Below are 15,135 nucleotides of genomic sequence, written 5' to 3' on the forward strand. Positions count from 1 at the left end.
GGACGCCGGGACGATCTCCCAGGGCACCGCCATAGACTCGATGACGTGCACAGCCTCCCCTCGACGATCTCCCCGATGGCCCGCTTCGGTGGCCTCCTCGCCACCGATCTGCGCGATGTCACCAGCGACCCGGCGGCCCTGGAATCCACCGGCTGGTGGGCCGTGGTCGCGGACTTCGAGGGACGCCTGACGTGTGCCCGCTTCGGCGACGTACGCCCCGCGCCGGCCCCCGCGCCCGTGCCTGGCGGCTGGCGGGGCCCCGCGGCCGAGGACTGGACCAGCTCGCTGGACCGCGCCGCCTACACGGCCGGCGTACGGCGCATACGCGAGCACATAGCCGCCGGCGAGGTCTACCAGGCCAACCTCTGCCGCGTCCTGAGCGCGCCCCTGCCCGATCCGTCCGCCGCCGACGTGGACGCCCTCACCGCGCTCCTCGCCCGGGGCAACCCCGCCCCCTACGCGGGAACGATCCGGCTGCCCGGCCACGGCGTGGAGGTGGCCACCGCCTCACCGGAGCTCTACCTGCGCCGCTCCGGCAGCACCGTGGAGTCCGGGCCCATCAAGGGCACCGGCCGCACCGCCGCGGACCTGCTGGAGAAGGACCACGCCGAGAACGTCATGATCGTCGACCTGGTCCGCAACGACCTCGGCCGCGTCTGCGCCACCGGCTCCGTGACCGTCCCCGCGCTGTGCGCGCTCGAAGCACACCCCGGCCTGGTCCACCTGGTCTCCACCGTCCGCGGCGAGATCAGGGCGGGAGCCGGCTGGGCCGACCTGTTCGCCGCCACCTTCCCGCCCGGCTCGGTGACCGGAGCCCCCAAGGCCAGCGCCCTGGAGATCATCGAGGCCCTGGAGACGGCGCCCCGCGGCCCGTACTGCGGCGGCATCGGCTGGGTCGACGCCGACCGGGGCACCGGCGAGCTGGCCGTCGGCATCCGCACGTTCTGGATCGACCGCGCGGCGACCGGCGGCCCCGTGCTGCGCTTCGGCACCGGTGCCGGCATCACCTGGGGTTCCGATCCGGAGCGGGAGTGGGCCGAGACCGAGCTGAAGGCGGCCCGCCTGCTCGCGATAGCGTCGGCAGCACAGCAGCCGCTAGGAGGGACGAAACGGTGAGAATCTGGTTCAACGGCGCACTGCGTGACGCCGACAGCGCCCAGGTCTCGGTCTTCGACCACGGACTCACGGTCGGTGACGGCATCTTCGAGACGCTCAAGACCATCGACGGCCGGGCCTTCGCCATGACCCGCCACCTCACCCGGCTCACCGCCGGTGCCCGCGGCCTCGGCCTGCCCGAGCCCGACCTGGACGAGATCCGCCGGGCCTGCGCGGCGGTCCTCGACGCCAACCCCCTGCCGCTCGGCCGGCTGCGGATCACCTACACCGGCGGTGTCTCCCCGCTCGGCTCGGACCGGGGCGCCGCCGCTCCCACCCTCGTCGTCGCCCTCGCCGAGACCCACCACCACGCCGACAGCACGACCGCCGTCACCGTCCCCTGGACGCGCAACGAACGCGGCGCGCTGGCCGGCCTGAAGTCCACCTCGTACGCCGAGAACGTCGTCGCCCTCGCCCGGGCCCGGGAACAGGGCGCCACCGAGGCGCTGTTCGCCAACACCGTCGGCGCGCTGTGCGAAGGCACCGGCTCCAATGTCTTCGTAGTCCTCGACGGCGAGCTGCACACCCCGCCGCTCTCCTCCGGCTGTCTGCCCGGCATCACCCGGGCCCTCGTCGTCGAGTGGGCCGGCGCCAAGGAGACCGACCTGCCCTTCGACGTCCTGGACCGTGCGGAGGAGATCCTCCTGACCTCCAGCCTGCGCGACGTGCAGGCCGTCCACAGCCTCGACGGACGTCAACTGCCCGGCGCCCCGGGCCCGGTGACCGCGAAGACCATGCGGATCTTCGACGAGCACGCGACCTCGGAGCTCGATCCGTAAACCTGGTGACGTGCGCCCGCCGAGCCGGTACAACACCAACGTGACCACCACCCTGCGGCCCACCGCACCCGAGCAGCGCACCGACGGCGGCGGCCGGTCCCGCTCGTACGAGGTCTGCGTCAACAGCCGGCCCGTCGGCAGGATCGACCTCGCCACGGACGACCGGTTCGGGCCCTCGTTCGGCCGCATAGTCCGGCTCGCCGTCGACGAGCCCGACCGGCACCGCGGCCGCGGCACGGTCGCCGCGCTCGCCGCCGAGGAGGTACTGCGCGGCTGGGGCTGCGCCCAGATCACGCTGACCATCCCCGCGGACGCGCGGACCGCCCTGGGGCTCGCGGGCGCGCTCGGCTACGTCGAACGCGCCCGCAACATGGTCAAGCCGCTGGTCACCGAGGTCGCGCTGCCCGACGGCAGCGTCGCCCGCGCCATGAGCGAGACGGAATTCGCCCCCTGGCACCACGCCGCCAAGGCCGAGTACGTACGGGAGTGGGTGGAGCACGGCGTGCCCCGCGACCGGGCCGAGGCCCAGGCCGAGCGCGACCACGCCAAGCTGCTGCCGCTCGGCGCGGCCACCCCCGGCACCCTCCTGCGCGTCCTCGCGCACGACGGCGTCGACGTGGGCACGCTCTGGCTGGCGCTGCGGGAGGAGGGGGCCTACATCTTCGACGTCGAGGTCGACGCCCGGTACCGCGGCCGGGGGCACGGCCGCACGCTGATGCTGCTCGCCGAGCGCGAGAGCCTGGCGGGCGGGGCGGGCGAGCTCGGACTCAACGTCTTCGCCGGGAACACCCCGGCCCTGCGCCTGTACGAGTCACTGGGCTACGAACCGACCCGGATCCATCTGTACAAGGTGCTGCACTAACCGGTGGGACCCCGGCCGGCGAGCAGCCGGTCGGCGATCTCCTCGATGCGCTCGCGCAGCCCCTCCTGGCTCTTGCCGCCGTCCAGCCGCCGGCCGTCGATGACGTACGTGGGCGTGCCGGTCACCCCGATCGCCTTGCCCTCGGCCTGGTCCGCGTCGACGATCAGCATGTGCCGCCCGTCGATCAGCGTGGTGTCCACCTCCTCGGCGTCCAGCCCCAGCTCGCCCGCCACCTCCACCAGCAGCCGCTCGCCCTTGGCGCCGAGCTCCTCGGTCCGGGCCAGCACGGCCTCGGCGTACGGCCACGCCAGGCCCTGATCGGCGGCCTCCTCGGCGGCCTGGGCCGCGGCGTAGGCGTGCTTGTGCTTCTCCAGCGGGAAGTGCCGCAGCCGGATCTCGAGGCGGTCGCCGTAGCGGGCGCGCAGCGCGCGGAGGTCGTCCAGGGCCCGGTGACAGTCGGGGCACTGCAGCTCGCACCACACGTCCAGGACGGGGCGGACGGGGCTGGCGGCGCTGTCGGTGGGGGAGGTGTCGGAATCGCTCATGGGGCCAGTCTTCCAGCCCCGAACGCACCGCGGGGATCTCGGTCCCGAGGAGGAGGAGACCCGGAGACGACCCGGAGTTCTCCCCGATCCCCGGCCCGGTCGTGGCACCGGCTGCCACCGCCGGTGCAGGATGGAGGCAGGACCCACCATCGGCAGGAGGACCGGATGCTGACCTCGACCGTATGCGCCGCGGTGTCCGCGGCAGGCCTGGGCATCGCCCTGCTGACGGCCTACCGCAAGCGCTTCCTCGCCGCCGCGCGGATCGCGGCCTGGTCCCTGATCCCCGTCGGGCTGGTCATGACGGGAATCATCGACTGGGTCACCGATCTGGTGTTCAAGCCCAGCGTGTGGGCCGGTTTCGGCGTGCTCGCGCTCTCCGCGCTGCTGTTCACGGTCACCCGGGCCGCCGCCGGGCGCCGCGGCGGCACCCGCAAGGAGCGCCGCGAGGCCGCGGCCGCCGCACGGGGCGACGCCGCGCTGCCCGCGCCCGCCGCTCCCTCGATCGGCCCGGCGCGCACGGCCGAGCCTCCGAAGAACAGGGGGACGAGGGCCTCCGGCGGCGAGAGGGAGGACTTCTCCGATATCGAAGCGATCCTCAAAAAACACGGAATCTGAACAACTCCCCCTCACGAGTGACGTGTTGGTGAGGGTCCCCGGCCGGGCTGCGCCATGATCTGTCGGAGATGAACGACGAACCGGCCCAGATCACCGACGAGCCGCGCGGCTGTCTGTTCGCGCTCTCCCAACCGCCGCTGATGTTCTTTCTCGCCTTCATCGCGACATTGATCCTCGTGACCGCCGTGCACGACCTGTACCGCTGGTGACCGCGACCGCCACCCGCCGCCGGTCAGTCCGCGGTTCCCCGCCGACGGGCCCGGTACGCGGCGACGTGGAGCCGGTTTCCGCATGTACGGCCGTCGCAGTAGCGGCGTGACCGGTTGCGGGAGAGATCGACGAAGGCGCGCCCGCAGTCCGGGGCCTCGCAGCGCCGCAGCCGCTCGCGCTCGCCCTCCACCAGCAGGAACGACAGGGCCATGCCGCCGTCCGCCGCCAGGTGCTCGGCGAGCGAGGCGCCGGGGGCGAAGTAGTGCACATGCCAGTCGTAGCCGTCGTGGTCGGTCAGCCGGGGGGTGGTGCCCGCCTCGGCGACCAGGGCGTTGAGCAGCTCGGCGACGGCCCGGGTGTCCGCGGTGTCGAATACCTGCGCGAACCGGTCGCGTATGGACCGTACGGCCGCCAGGTCCGGCTCCCGGAGGGTGCCGATCCCGCTGATGTCATGGCGCTCGACGAAGCCCTCCAGTGCGGCCAGCGTGTCGAGGTCCATGTTCAGCAGATCGACGATGCCGTCGAGTGTGCACCGGGTGTCGTGATTGATCAGCACGGATCATTCGCTCCCTGGCCGGACGGAGGTAGGGCGGCATTTGTTCGACCGCGGGGAGCAGACTCTAGCGGCTCGGCAACGCGACGGCGCCGTCGCCCGCGGTGGATCCGCGGCGACGGCGCCGTGTCGTGCCGTATGCGAGTTGTCCGGATGTGGCGCGCGGCCTCCCCGAGTGGGCCGGCGCGCCCGGATCAGCTCCGGCCCGGCATCAGCTCTCCGCCAGGATGTGGGAGAGCTCGGTGTCCAGATCGAAGTGACGGTGTTCGGTGCCCGGTGGAACGGCGGCGTCGGTCCGCTTCAGGAACGACTCCAGGGCTCGCGCCGGGGCCTCCAGCAGGGCTTCGCCCTCCGGCGAGCTCAGGGCGATGCAGACGACGCCCTGGCCGTGGCTGCGGGAAGGCCAGACGCGGACGTCTCCGGTTCCGGTGGGCCGGTGCAGGCCCTCCGCAAGCAGGTCCCGGGCGAAGACCCACTCGACCGTCTCTTCGGCTCCGGTGTGGAAGGTGGCGTGCACGGCATACGGATCGGCCGTGTCGTACCGCAGGCCTGCAGGTACAGGCAGTGAGGATTCGCTCGACACAACGAGGCGCAGGTGCAGCTCGCAGCTGACCGTGGTGTTCATAAGCGCCAGGGCCTTTCGCTCAGTGTGCGCTCGGGGATTCGCACGTCGGCGAAATCGACATGCCACCTACGGTGCCGTTGTAAACCCCTCTGACCGTTTTGAGGCCCTTCGTATACCTCGTACGGCCCAGCCCTCGCGCAGCCCGTACGGCCAAACCGGTGAGTTCGCACCAGTCGGGTACTTTGGGCCGTATGAACGCGGAGAGTGACGAGCAGAGACCCGCCGCTGCGAACGGCCCCGGCGGGCCCGGAAGGGGCCTCGGCTCCCGGGCCCCGCACTTCGTCAAACGGTCCCGGACCCTGCACCTGAGCTGGCAGGTCGGCGTCTTCGTCGTCGGCCTGGCCGTCGTCGGCGCGGGCATCGTCATGCTGCCCCTGCCCGGCCCCGGCTGGCTGGTGATCTTCGGCGGCATGGCGATCTGGGCGACCGAGTTCGTCTGGGCCCAGCTGGTGCTGCGCTGGACCAGGCGCAAGGTCACCGAGGCCGCCCAGCGCGCCCTGGACCCCAAGGTCCGCCGGCGCAACATCGCCCTCACCGTCACCGGGCTCGTCATCGTCGCCGGCCTCGTCGGCGTCTACGTCGCCAAGTACGGGCTCGAGATGCCCTGGAAGATCTCCCACTGACCACCACCCCGCCCCTGACCAGGCACGGGGTGGTTCAGGGCACCGCCTGACATGCGGTAATGTTTGCCGTGCGCCCGGGCGATTAGCTCAGCGGGAGAGCGCTTCGTTCACACCGAAGAGGTCACTGGTTCGATCCCAGTATCGCCCACATCCCCACCGGGGGTCCGCGAGGTACACCCCTCGCGGACCCCCGGTTTTTTGCGTGCCCCGGCGTCCGCGGGAAGCCGGCGGAAAGGACCGCCGGAGGGGATTTGAACGAGACCCGCCGCGACCTGTATTGTTCAGTGCGTTCCCGGGGGAAACCCCGAGACGGATCCCGGGCGATTAGCTCAGCGGGAGAGCGCTTCGTTCACACCGAAGAGGTCACTGGTTCGATCCCAGTATCGCCCACATCTCCGGAAGACCGGTCCATCAACAGATGGACCGGCCTTCCGCGTTGCCGCCCCCTTCACGCCGCCGCGGGCAGACCCGGCCGCAGCGGCCACGCCGGATCACACTCCTCGTCCGAGCCGTTGCGCGCGAACCACGCCTGCAGACCCCGCGCCTGCGCCGCGTGCCACACCGCCTGCCGCGTGTGCAGCTCCGCCGGACTCAGCCGCTCCAGCCGCGACGAGAACCTGCGCCCCACCGCCCGCACGACCTCCAGTGCGGCCGTCGCGTCCGAGGCCGCATCATGCGCGCCCGTCAGCTCCACCCCGTACTGCCCGCACAGGTCCGACAGCGTGCGACGACCCTTGCGATAGCGGTCCAGATGCTTGTCCAGCACCCAGGGATCCATCACGCACAGCGCCCCGCCCGCCAGATAGGAGGCCAGCGTCGACGCCCGGTGCCGGCGCAACTCCCGGTCCAGCAGCGTCAGATCGAACGGCGCATTCATGATCACCAGCGGTATGCCCCGCGCGGCGTGCACCGCCAGGGCCCGTGCCACCTCCTCCATCACCGGCGCCGGCCACCGGCCGTGCCGCTGCAGGTGCTCATCGCTCAGCCCGTGTATCGCAGTTGCCTCCGCGGGCACGGGCACCCCCGGATTCACCAGCCAACGGGTGGCCACCGGCGAGGCCCCCGCCTGCGACTGCGTCACAAAAGCCGCCGACACGATCCGGTCGCGCTCCACGTCGACCCCGGTCGTCTCGGTGTCGAAGGCGGCCAGTGGCCCCTCGAACCAGCACGGCATGACACAACTCCTCGCGCTTGTCCGGCAAATGGCGTGTTTCCCCTCCCCGCCAGGTGATACCCGGCCACGCCGCCGCCCGAACCGCCGCTGTTTGCCGGGGAGTTCGCATGGAGACAACACAGATGTACGACCCGAAACCCGGCGAGCCCGGAAGGTTTTTCGGACATGGCGCTCGCTCAGCCCGACCCGGCCACGCCCACGAGCAGCCGGCCGCCCGGGCAGACCGCACCGCTGCGCGGCAGCCTCGCCACCACCGCGTGCATGGAAACCCTCCAGGTCGGCTACCTGCACGCCGTCGCGGCCGCCGCCGGCTGCTCCCTCGCCCAGCCCTTCCCCGACAACGGAATCGACTGGCACGTCAGCCACAGCGCCCCCGGCCACACCGCCGACGACGAGATCACCATCAAGGTGCAGCTCAAGAGCACCTACCAGCTGAGCCCCCGCACGCCCCCGCCGCCCGGCGCACGCCCCCCGCGCCACATCGCCGCCCACACCCCGGCACCCCCACCCGACCCCGGCCGGCCCCGCCAGCCCACCCCCTTCCCGCCCACCGGCCCCACCTTCGCCTTCACCCTCGACAACGACCACCTGGCCAAGCTCGCCCGCACCCCCGTGTCGGTCCACAAGATCCTCGTCGTGATGATCGTGCCGCGTGACCGGGACGACTGGCTGCGGGCCGGCCACGACCACCTCGCCCTGCGGCACTGCTGCTACTGGACCAACCTCGCCGGCCACCCCGTCACCGGCCGGCGCAGGACCACCGTGCGGATCCCGACCTCACGCGTCTTCGACGACCGTGCGCTCTGCGAGATCATGACCCGGGTCGGGGCGGGAGGGAGACCCTGATGCACCGGCCGGCCGAAGAACCCCGGCACCACCCCGACCCCGCCGTCCTCGGCGCCCTCCTGGCCCGCCACGGCTGGCGGCGACGCGGCGGAGAACCCGGGCGCTACAGCCGCTGGACACCCCCCGAGGGCACCGGCACCAGCCTCCTCGTGCCGGTCGGCCACGCCTTCCCCGACAGCGCCGACCTGCTCACCGAGGCCCTCACCGCCCTCGAACGCAGCGCCGCCCCCTCCGCCAGCGACATCCTCGTCGCCCTGCACCGGCCCAGCGACGAGATCCGCTGGTGGCGGGAGATCCCCGAACCCGGAGCCCCGGCCACCGCCTGGACCGCCCAGGAACGGCTACGGGCCGGAGCCCGCGCCCTGCTGCTCGCCGGCGCCCTCGCCGCCCGCGGCCGGGCCGGCTACCACGGCGCCCGCCGCCGCCGGCAGGCCGAGGCCGCCCTGGAGCCGCTGCTGGCCGGGCCCGCCGCCGGAGGCCGCGAACTGACCGTCTTCGTACCCGTCCAGCCCCCGGCCCGTGCGGTGACCGAAGGCGGCCGCCCTCTCGTGGCCGCACTCCTGCGCGCCCTGCAGGCGGCGAGGGACGCCACCGACTACCAGCGCGCCACCGGCAGCACGGACGCCTTCGACGCGGCGGTCGAGGCGGGCGTGTGCCAGGAGCTCACGGAAGCCCTCGTCGCCCTGGTCGCCGGCTCCGAGGGCATCCGCGTCGGCGTCGAATGGGCCCCGGCCGCCGGTCCGCCGGAGGGCTTCGCCGCCCGCCCCGAACCCGTCGACTTCTCCCCGGGCGACCTGCCCGCCCTGCGGGAGGCCGGCGCCCGGTACGTACGGGACGAGCCCTCGGTGCCCGTCCGGCTCACCGCGACCGTGGTCCGCATGCGCCGCGAGGCACCCGGCGGGGCCGGCACCGTGCGGCTGCGCGTCCTGACGGGCGCCGACGTCACCCAGGTACGGGCCACCCTCGGCGAGGACGACTACCGCGTCGCCGGCCACGCCCACCTCGCCGGACTGCCGGTCACCGTGAGCGGCCGGCTGGAGAGCCGGGGCGGCTTCCGCCGGCTGGCCGACGCGAACGGCGTCATGCCCCTACAGGTCGACGACTCCGAACGCGACCGGCTCCTGAAGTCCCTCCACGAGAACCTCGACCTCTTCGCGGAGAAGCACGACGACGAATAACCGTTTAGCGACCAGTGGACCGGGCTCGGTACGATTCAGGCGCGCAGTGACCACTGCAGCGCCCCATAGTCAGGAGAGACCGGTGTCAGACGTCCGTGTGATCATCCAACGCGATTCCGAGCGGGAAGAGCGCGTGGTGACGACGGGCACTACGGCCGCGGACCTCTTCCCCGGTGAGCGCACCGTCGTCGCCGCGCGCGTCGCGGGCGAGCTGAAGGACCTCGCGTACGTCGTCACCGACGGCGAGGAGATCGAGCCCGTCGAGATCTCCTCCGAGGACGGCCTGAACATCCTGCGCCACTCGACCGCCCACGTCATGGCCCAGGCCGTGCAGGAGCTCTTCCCCGAGGCCAAGCTGGGCATCGGCCCGCCGGTCAAGGACGGCTTCTACTACGACTTCGACGTCGAGAAGCCCTTCACCCCCGATGACCTCAAGCTCATCGAGAAGCGCATGCAGGAGATCCAGAAGCGCGGTCAGCGCTTCTCCCGTCGCGTGGTCACCGACGAGGCCGCCCGCGAGGAGCTTGCCGACGAGCCGTACAAGCTCGAGCTGATCGGTATCAAGGGCTCCGCCTCGCACGACGACGGCGCGGACGTGGAGGTGGGCGCGGGTGAGCTCACGATCTACGACAACCTCGACCCGAAGACGGGCGAGCTGTGCTGGAAGGACCTCTGCCGGGGTCCGCACCTGCCGACCACCCGTGTCATCCCGGCGTTCAAGCTGATGCGCAACGCCGCCGCGTACTGGCGCGGCAGCGAGAAGAACCCCATGCTCCAGCGCATCTACGGCACCGCCTGGCCGTCGAAGGACGAGCTGAAGGCGCACCTGGAGTTCCTGGCCGAGGCCGAGAAGCGCGACCACCGCAAGCTCGGCAACGAGCTCGACCTCTTCTCCATCCCGGAGCAGATCGGCTCGGGCCTCGCGGTCTTCCACCCCAAGGGCGGCATCATCCGCCGGGTCATGGAGGACTACTCCCGCAAGCGGCACGAGGAGGAGGGGTACGAGTTCGTCTACACCCCCCACGCCACCAAGGGCAAGCTCTTCGAGACCTCGGGCCACCTGGACTGGTACGCCGACGGCATGTACCCGCCCATGCAGCTCGACGAGGGCGTGGACTACTACCTCAAGCCCATGAACTGCCCGATGCACAACCTGATCTTCGACGCCCGCGGGCGCTCGTACCGGGAGCTGCCGCTGCGCATGTTCGAGTTCGGCACCGTGTACCGGTACGAGAAGTCGGGCGTCGTCCACGGCCTGACCCGCGCCCGGGGCTTCACGCAGGACGACGCGCACATCTACTGCACCCGGGAGCAGATGGGCGAGGAGCTCGACCGGACGCTCACCTTCGTCCTGGACCTGCTGCGCGACTACGGCCTGAACGACTTCTACCTGGAGCTGTCCACCAAGGACCCGGAGAAGTTCGTCGGCTCGGACGAGGCGTGGGAGGAGGCCACCGAGACGCTGCGCAAGGTGGCCGAGAAGCAGGGCCTGGAGCTCGTCGCCGACCCGGGTGGCGCGGCCTTCTACGGCCCGAAGATTTCGGTGCAGGCGCGTGACGCCATCGGTCGGACCTGGCAGATGTCGACCATCCAGCTCGACTTCAACCTGCCGCAAAGGTTTGACCTTCAGTACACGGCGGCGGACGGCTCGCGCCAGCAGCCGGTCATGATCCACCGTGCGCTCTTCGGCTCGATCGAGCGCTTCTTCGCGGTGCTGCTGGAGCACTACGCGGGCGCCTTCCCGGCGTGGCTGGCTCCGGTGCAGGCGGTCGGCATCCCGATCGGCGACGCGCACGTGGAGTACCTGCAGGAGTTCGCCGCCGAGGCGAAGAAGAAGGGCCTGCGGGTCGAGGTCGACGCCTCGTCGGACCGGATGCAGAAGAAGATCCGCAACCACCAGAAGATGAAGACCCCGTTCATGATCATCGTCGGTGACGACGACATGAACGCCGGCACGGTGTCCTTCCGCTACCGCGACGGTTCGCAGGAGAACGGCATCCCGCGTGACCAGGCGATCGCGAAGCTCGTTGATGTGGTGGAGCGTCGCGTCCAGGTGTGACCGCTTCTCCGCGCATGCGGAGGTGAGCCGCGCGCTCCGGCAGCTTGAAGCCGAGCTGGATCACGCAGTCCCCGCGCTCGCGGGGTCAGAGGGGCGGCCCGCCAGGGTCGCCCCTCGTCGTATCCGCGCCGGGGAATATGCTGGCCCCCATGACGAGTGAGCCGGAGCAGCAGTTCGGAGTGGGGGCGCCCGACGCCTTCCAGCGCCTGTGGACGCCCCATCGGATGGCCTACATCCAGGGCGAGGGCAAGCCCACCGGCCCCGGCGCCGACGACGGCTGCCCGTTCTGCTCGATCCCGGCCAAGGCCGACGAGGACGGGCTGATCGTCGCCCGGGGGGAGCTCGTCTACGCGGTGCTCAACCTCTACCCGTACAACGGCGGCCACCTGATGGTCGTCCCCTTCCGGCACGTCGCCGACTACACCGAGCTGGACGGGGCCGAGACGGCCGAGCTGGCCGACTTCACCAAGCGCGCGATGCGTGCCCTGCGCGAGGCCGCGGGGGCGCACGGGTTCAACATCGGCATGAACCAGGGCTCGGTCGCCGGTGCCGGCATCGCCGCGCACCTGCACCAGCACATCGTGCCCCGTTGGGGCGGCGACACCAATTTCCTGCCCGTCGTCGGCCACACCAAGGTCCTGCCGCAGCTCCTCGCCGACACCCGGAAGATGCTCGCCGACGTCTGGCCGACGGTCTGAGGCATTGCCGCACGTAGTCCGCCAATAACGGAGAAGGCCGGCAGGTGGGGCTGGCTCCGCGAGGGCGGCCACTTCCTGCTCGACGTCGCGGGGGCCGTGCCCGGCCTGGGCACGGTGACCAACGGCATCAACTGCGCCTGGTACGGGGCGGAAGGCGATTACGTCAACGCCGGTATGTCCTGCCTTGCCGCCATCCCCATCGCGGGGGAGGGCGCGACGGCGGCCAAGCTCGCCAAGTGCAGCGAGAAGGGCGTCAGTTACGTCAAGGGCCTCGGCAAGGGGTGCAAGAGGCCGGGGCTGAGGAGCGGCTTCGCCCGCCGGACGTCGTTCGCGCTGGGCTTCGGGGACGGGGACATCTGCGGCGTTCCGCTGAATCTGATACAGAACGAGAGCAGCTTCAGCAGGAGCTCGTTGGACTACTGGGGCAAGAAGGACACGGACGAGATCGTGCACTCCTTGCGGCCGGGTGCCGATGAACCGCTGCGGGTGCATCCGAATGGGGACGTGGCGAACGGGAATGCCCGGCTCAAGGTGTTGCAGGAGCGTGGCTACGATGTCCATTCCCTGCCGCGTGAACGGTACAGCGGCAGGATGACCGACGACGATTACTTGGACATACCTCGATGAGCGTTCAGGATGAAGTCCGATCGGTCCTCGGGTCGCCATTCCGTGAGACGTTCCTGCGTGCCCTCGGGCGCGAGCTCGGGTTCTCTACCCGGATGATCTTCACGGAGGGCAGCCAGGAGGGCCTGGAGCAGGCGCGGGCCTGCAACGAGATGATGCTCGTCATCTTTGCCCAGTTCTCGGGTTCCGGGGAGGTGCTGGGCGAGGGGTACCCCGACGAGGTGTTCCTCCCGGTCCTCCGCGAGAAGGCCGATGCCGGCCGTGCCCGGCATCACCTCCGCTACGCGGTCGAGAGCGCCCTGCACTTCCTCAGCTACCGGCAGGCCCCCGAGGCATAGCCGGATAGCCGGAGACCTCGATACCAAGCCCCACCGGGATCCCCTCCCGGTGGGGCTTCGGCGTTGCAGGGCCTCTGGCGGGGCATCAGCCGGCCTCGGTACGGTCGCAACGCGACTGGACCCGACGGAACCCGGCCGAAGGGGACACGGCTCTGGCGAAAACGAGCAAATCACACAAATTCTTTCCAAAGAAGCTCTAATAGGACGGTGACCTTTCTTCACCGCCGCACCGTCCTGCGCGCAGCCGCGGGCGGCGCCCTGGCCGGGGCCGCCGGGGCCGCCGCCGCGGGCTGCGACGGGGAACGGCCGGCCAGGGGTGTCCGGCCGTCGCAGCCGCAGCGCACGCCCTCGCCGACGGGCTCGCCCCGGGGGGCGGGCGTGCCGCCGGGGCCGCCGTTGCTGCTGTCCCGGCTGCCTCCGGGGCTGCCGGCGCAGATCGACCACGGCCCGCGCCGGGGCCGCGCGGTGGCGCTCACCTTCCACGGCCGCGGTGACGCGAAGTCCGCCACCGCCCTGCTGGCGGAGGCGGAACGGGCCGGGGCCCGTGTCACCGTCCTCGCCGTCGGGGACTGGCTCGATGCCGAGCCGCGGATGGCGCGGCGGGTCCTCGACGGCGGGCATGAGCTGGGCAATCACACGATGCGGCATCTGAATATCTGCTCGATGCCGGCGAAGGCCGCCTATGCCGAGATCACGGAGTGCGCGGAGCGGTTGCGCAGGCTCACGGGCGGTATCGGCCGCTGGTTCCGGCCCTCCCGCGCGCAGCGGGCGACCGATCAGGTGGTGCGGCTGGCGCGCAAGGCGGGGTACCCGCACATCCTGTCGTACGACGTGGACTCCCTCGACTTCACCGACCCGGGGGCCGAGGCGGTCCGGCGCACCGTGTTGAGCGCGGTACGGCCCGGGTCGGTCGTGAGTCTGCACTTCGGGCACGCCGGCACGGTGGCCGCGCTGCCCGCGATCCTCGACGGCCTGCACCGCCGCGGTCTGCGTGCGGTGACGACTACGGAGCTGCTGACCCGATGATCCAGTTCTCGCATCACCGCCCCCGTCCGCGTACCCCCTTCCGCTCGCGCGGCGCGCGCTCGGCCGCTGCGCTGTTCACGGCCGCGTGTGCCCTGCTGGCTGCTTCCGGCTGTGGCAGCGGGAGCGACGAGGCGGCCGGCCGGCGGCCGGACAAGGGGGCGCACAGCCAGGGCGCGGCACGAGGCGTGCCGCAGGGGCTGCCGGGGATGCCGCCCCTGCTGGATCCGAACGACCTCTACGCCGCGGACCGGCCGAACGCCCTGTCGCCGGTGGTGAAGGACTTCCCGTCGCGGGTGTACGTGCCCAACACGGAGTCGGACACGGTCAGTGTCATCGACCCCAGGACGTACAAGGTCATCGAGACGATCCCGGTGGGCAATCAGCCCCAGCACGTCGTGCCGTCCTGGGACATGAAGACGCTGTGGGTCAACAACGACCGCGGTCACACGCTGACGCCGATCGACCCGGCCACGGGCAAGGCGGGCAGGACGGTCGATGTGCACGACCCCTACAACCTCTACTTCACCCCGGACGGCAAGTACGCGGTGGTGATGGCGTCGATGGACCGTGAGCTGGTCTTCCGGGACGCGCACACCATGAAGCGGATGAAGACCGAGCATGTGAACTGCCTGGGCGTGAACCACGCCGACTTCTCGCCGGACGGGCGGTACTTCATCGTCTCGTGCGAGTTCTCCGGGGAGTTGCTGAAGGTCGACACGGCCCGGATGAAGGTGATCGACCAGCAGAAGCTGCCGTTCGACGGGGCGATGCCGCAGGACGTGAAGATCTCCTCGGACGGCCGGACGTGGTACGTCGCGGACATGATGGCCGACGGCGTGTGGGTGCTGGACGGCGACAAGTTCGGTGAGCCGTGGCTGATGCCGACGGGCAAGGGTGCGCACGGTCTCTATGTGAGCCGGGACTCCAAGTCGATGTACATCTCCAACCGGGGTGAGGGCTCGATCTCGGTGCTGGACCTGCCCAGCCGCAAGCTGGTGAAGAAGTGGGAGCTGCCGGACGGCGGGAGTCCGGACATGGGCGGGGTGTCGGCGGACGGCAAGGTGCTGTGGCTGTCGGGGCGCTACAACAGCGAGGTCTATGCGATCGACACCGAGGACGGACATCAGCTCGCCCGCATCAAGGTGGGTGACGGCCCGCACGGTCTGGCGGTGTATCCGCAGCCGGGCCGGTACTCGCTGGGCCACACCGGGATCTTCCGGTAGGG

Annotated in this window: 18 protein-coding genes and 2 tRNA genes; 16 read left to right on the forward strand and 4 right to left on the reverse strand. The window is 71.2% G+C overall.

The genetic code is table 11. The annotated features are described in order from the left end of the window. Nucleotides 1-75: 75 nt before the first annotated feature. From AB0F13_RS25465 to AB0F13_RS25475, 3 genes are read left to right on the forward strand one after another with little or no spacing between them, the layout of a single operon-like run. Nucleotides 76-1,116, forward strand: coding sequence for a chorismate-binding protein (locus AB0F13_RS25465; protein WP_362086795.1), 1,041 nt, complete (start codon nucleotides 76-78; stop codon nucleotides 1,114-1,116). Next, nucleotides 1,113-1,934, forward strand: a complete 822-nt coding sequence (locus AB0F13_RS25470; RefSeq protein ID WP_362086701.1) for an aminodeoxychorismate lyase — start codon at nucleotides 1,113-1,115, stop codon at nucleotides 1,932-1,934. Before AB0F13_RS25465 ends, AB0F13_RS25470 begins: the two co-directional genes overlap by 4 nt. A 40-nt stretch (nucleotides 1,935-1,974) precedes the next feature. Then, on the forward strand, nucleotides 1,975-2,796 hold the full coding sequence (locus AB0F13_RS25475) for a GNAT family N-acetyltransferase (protein WP_362086704.1): 822 nt from the start codon (nucleotides 1,975-1,977) through the stop codon (nucleotides 2,794-2,796). Here the strand turns inward: AB0F13_RS25475 and AB0F13_RS25480 are convergent. Continuing rightward, nucleotides 2,793-3,341 carry a DsbA family protein gene (locus tag AB0F13_RS25480; protein ID WP_362086707.1) on the reverse strand — a complete coding sequence of 183 codons (549 nt, stop codon included), beginning with the start codon at nucleotides 3,339-3,341 and terminating at the stop codon, nucleotides 2,793-2,795. The genes AB0F13_RS25475 and AB0F13_RS25480 overlap by 4 nt on opposite strands. Nucleotides 3,342-3,506: 165 nt before the next feature. Here AB0F13_RS25480 and AB0F13_RS25485 point away from each other — a divergent pair, with 165 nt between their 5' ends. Next, nucleotides 3,507-3,956 (forward strand): hypothetical protein, encoded by a 450-nt coding sequence (locus AB0F13_RS25485; RefSeq protein WP_362086710.1) that lies wholly within the window; start codon nucleotides 3,507-3,509, stop codon nucleotides 3,954-3,956. Between the two features lie 68 nt (nucleotides 3,957-4,024). Continuing rightward, a complete protein-coding gene (locus AB0F13_RS25490; RefSeq protein WP_177338528.1) occupies nucleotides 4,025-4,165 on the forward strand; it encodes a hypothetical protein in 141 nt (46 codons plus the stop codon). Between the two features lie 23 nt (nucleotides 4,166-4,188). Here the strand turns inward: AB0F13_RS25490 and AB0F13_RS25495 are convergent, their stop codons facing one another. Together AB0F13_RS25495 and AB0F13_RS25500 are read right to left on the reverse strand one after the other, a co-directional pair. Next, nucleotides 4,189-4,722 (reverse strand): CGNR zinc finger domain-containing protein, encoded by a 534-nt coding sequence (locus tag AB0F13_RS25495; RefSeq protein WP_362086713.1) that lies wholly within the window; start codon nucleotides 4,720-4,722, stop codon nucleotides 4,189-4,191. Nucleotides 4,723-4,930: 208 nt separating this feature from the next. Then, complete coding sequence (locus AB0F13_RS25500; RefSeq protein ID WP_003959770.1) at nucleotides 4,931-5,344, reverse strand: SsgA family sporulation/cell division regulator; 414 nt, start codon at nucleotides 5,342-5,344, stop codon at nucleotides 4,931-4,933. 191 nt (nucleotides 5,345-5,535) lie between these two features. Between AB0F13_RS25500 and AB0F13_RS25505 the strand changes: the two genes are divergently transcribed. From AB0F13_RS25505 to AB0F13_RS25515, 3 genes are all read left to right on the forward strand, one after another. Beyond that, nucleotides 5,536-5,967 carry a TIGR02611 family protein gene (locus tag AB0F13_RS25505; protein ID WP_362086716.1) on the forward strand — a complete coding sequence of 144 codons (432 nt, stop codon included), beginning with the start codon at nucleotides 5,536-5,538 and terminating at the stop codon, nucleotides 5,965-5,967. Between the two features lie 76 nt (nucleotides 5,968-6,043). Further along, nucleotides 6,044-6,115: transfer RNA gene (locus tag AB0F13_RS25510), tRNA-Val, on the forward strand. 170 nt (nucleotides 6,116-6,285) lie between these two features. Next, nucleotides 6,286-6,357 (forward strand) — tRNA-Val (locus AB0F13_RS25515). Between the two features lie 58 nt (nucleotides 6,358-6,415). Here AB0F13_RS25515 and AB0F13_RS25520 read toward each other — a convergent pair. After that, entirely contained in the window at nucleotides 6,416-7,141 is a 726-nt protein-coding gene (locus AB0F13_RS25520) for a 3'-5' exonuclease (RefSeq protein WP_362086719.1), read from the reverse strand. Nucleotides 7,142-7,306: 165 nt separating this feature from the next. Between AB0F13_RS25520 and AB0F13_RS25525 the strand changes: the two genes are divergently transcribed. From AB0F13_RS25525 to AB0F13_RS25560, 8 genes are all read left to right on the forward strand, one after another. Further along, complete coding sequence (locus tag AB0F13_RS25525) at nucleotides 7,307-7,987, forward strand: DUF4365 domain-containing protein (RefSeq protein WP_362086722.1); 681 nt, start codon at nucleotides 7,307-7,309, stop codon at nucleotides 7,985-7,987. Next, complete coding sequence (locus tag AB0F13_RS25530) at nucleotides 7,987-9,165, forward strand: hypothetical protein (RefSeq protein ID WP_362086725.1); 1,179 nt, start codon at nucleotides 7,987-7,989, stop codon at nucleotides 9,163-9,165. The genes AB0F13_RS25525 and AB0F13_RS25530 overlap by 1 nt, the downstream gene beginning before the upstream one ends. A gap of 82 nt (nucleotides 9,166-9,247) precedes the next feature. Then, nucleotides 9,248-11,224, forward strand: a complete 1,977-nt coding sequence (gene thrS / locus AB0F13_RS25535) for a threonine--tRNA ligase (protein ID WP_362086728.1) — start codon at nucleotides 9,248-9,250, stop codon at nucleotides 11,222-11,224. 137 nt (nucleotides 11,225-11,361) lie between these two features. Beyond that, nucleotides 11,362-11,922 (forward strand): HIT domain-containing protein, encoded by a 561-nt coding sequence (locus AB0F13_RS25540; protein ID WP_362086731.1) that lies wholly within the window; start codon nucleotides 11,362-11,364, stop codon nucleotides 11,920-11,922. 114 nt (nucleotides 11,923-12,036) lie between these two features. Next, complete coding sequence (locus AB0F13_RS25545; RefSeq protein WP_362086734.1) at nucleotides 12,037-12,549, forward strand: hypothetical protein; 513 nt, start codon at nucleotides 12,037-12,039, stop codon at nucleotides 12,547-12,549. A gap of 92 nt (nucleotides 12,550-12,641) precedes the next feature. Continuing rightward, the gene (locus AB0F13_RS25550; RefSeq protein WP_362086737.1) at nucleotides 12,642-12,884 is read left to right on the forward strand and encodes a hypothetical protein; all 243 of its coding nucleotides are present in this window, start codon (nucleotides 12,642-12,644) and stop codon (nucleotides 12,882-12,884) included. 207 nt (nucleotides 12,885-13,091) lie between these two features. After that, on the forward strand, nucleotides 13,092-13,910 hold the full coding sequence (locus tag AB0F13_RS25555; RefSeq protein WP_362086740.1) for a polysaccharide deacetylase family protein: 819 nt from the start codon (nucleotides 13,092-13,094) through the stop codon (nucleotides 13,908-13,910). After that, on the forward strand, nucleotides 13,907-15,133 hold the full coding sequence (locus AB0F13_RS25560; RefSeq protein WP_362086743.1) for a YncE family protein: 1,227 nt from the start codon (nucleotides 13,907-13,909) through the stop codon (nucleotides 15,131-15,133). Before AB0F13_RS25555 ends, AB0F13_RS25560 begins: the two co-directional genes overlap by 4 nt. Nucleotides 15,134-15,135: the final 2 nt, after the last annotated feature.

The sequence above is a fragment of the Streptomyces sp. NPDC026206 genome (genome assembly GCF_040638465.1).
Taxonomy (GTDB): Bacteria; Actinomycetota; Actinomycetes; order Streptomycetales; family Streptomycetaceae; genus Streptomyces.

What these genes read in the sequence shown, in the direction of transcription:
- AB0F13_RS25465 (WP_362086795.1), top strand. Translation starts at nt 76, where the DNA reads ATGGCCCGCTTCGGTGGCCTCCTCGCCACCGATCTGCGCGATGTCACC.
- AB0F13_RS25480 (WP_362086707.1), bottom strand. Translation starts at nt 3,341, where the DNA reads ATGAGCGATTCCGACACCTCCCCCACCGACAGCGCCGCCAGCCCCGTC.
- AB0F13_RS25485 (WP_362086710.1), top strand. Translation starts at nt 3,507, where the DNA reads ATGCTGACCTCGACCGTATGCGCCGCGGTGTCCGCGGCAGGCCTGGGC.
- AB0F13_RS25490 (WP_177338528.1), top strand. Translation starts at nt 4,025, where the DNA reads ATGAACGACGAACCGGCCCAGATCACCGACGAGCCGCGCGGCTGTCTG.
- AB0F13_RS25500 (WP_003959770.1), bottom strand. Translation starts at nt 5,344, where the DNA reads ATGAACACCACGGTCAGCTGCGAGCTGCACCTGCGCCTCGTTGTGTCG.
- AB0F13_RS25505 (WP_362086716.1), top strand. Translation starts at nt 5,536, where the DNA reads ATGAACGCGGAGAGTGACGAGCAGAGACCCGCCGCTGCGAACGGCCCC.
- AB0F13_RS25520 (WP_362086719.1), bottom strand. Translation starts at nt 7,141, where the DNA reads ATGCCGTGCTGGTTCGAGGGGCCACTGGCCGCCTTCGACACCGAGACG.
- AB0F13_RS25525 (WP_362086722.1), top strand. Translation starts at nt 7,307, where the DNA reads ATGGCGCTCGCTCAGCCCGACCCGGCCACGCCCACGAGCAGCCGGCCG.
- AB0F13_RS25530 (WP_362086725.1), top strand. Translation starts at nt 7,987, where the DNA reads ATGCACCGGCCGGCCGAAGAACCCCGGCACCACCCCGACCCCGCCGTC.
- AB0F13_RS25540 (WP_362086731.1), top strand. Translation starts at nt 11,362, where the DNA reads ATGCTGGCCCCCATGACGAGTGAGCCGGAGCAGCAGTTCGGAGTGGGG.
- AB0F13_RS25550 (WP_362086737.1), top strand. Translation starts at nt 12,642, where the DNA reads ATGATCTTCACGGAGGGCAGCCAGGAGGGCCTGGAGCAGGCGCGGGCC.
- AB0F13_RS25560 (WP_362086743.1), top strand. Translation starts at nt 13,907, where the DNA reads ATGATCCAGTTCTCGCATCACCGCCCCCGTCCGCGTACCCCCTTCCGC.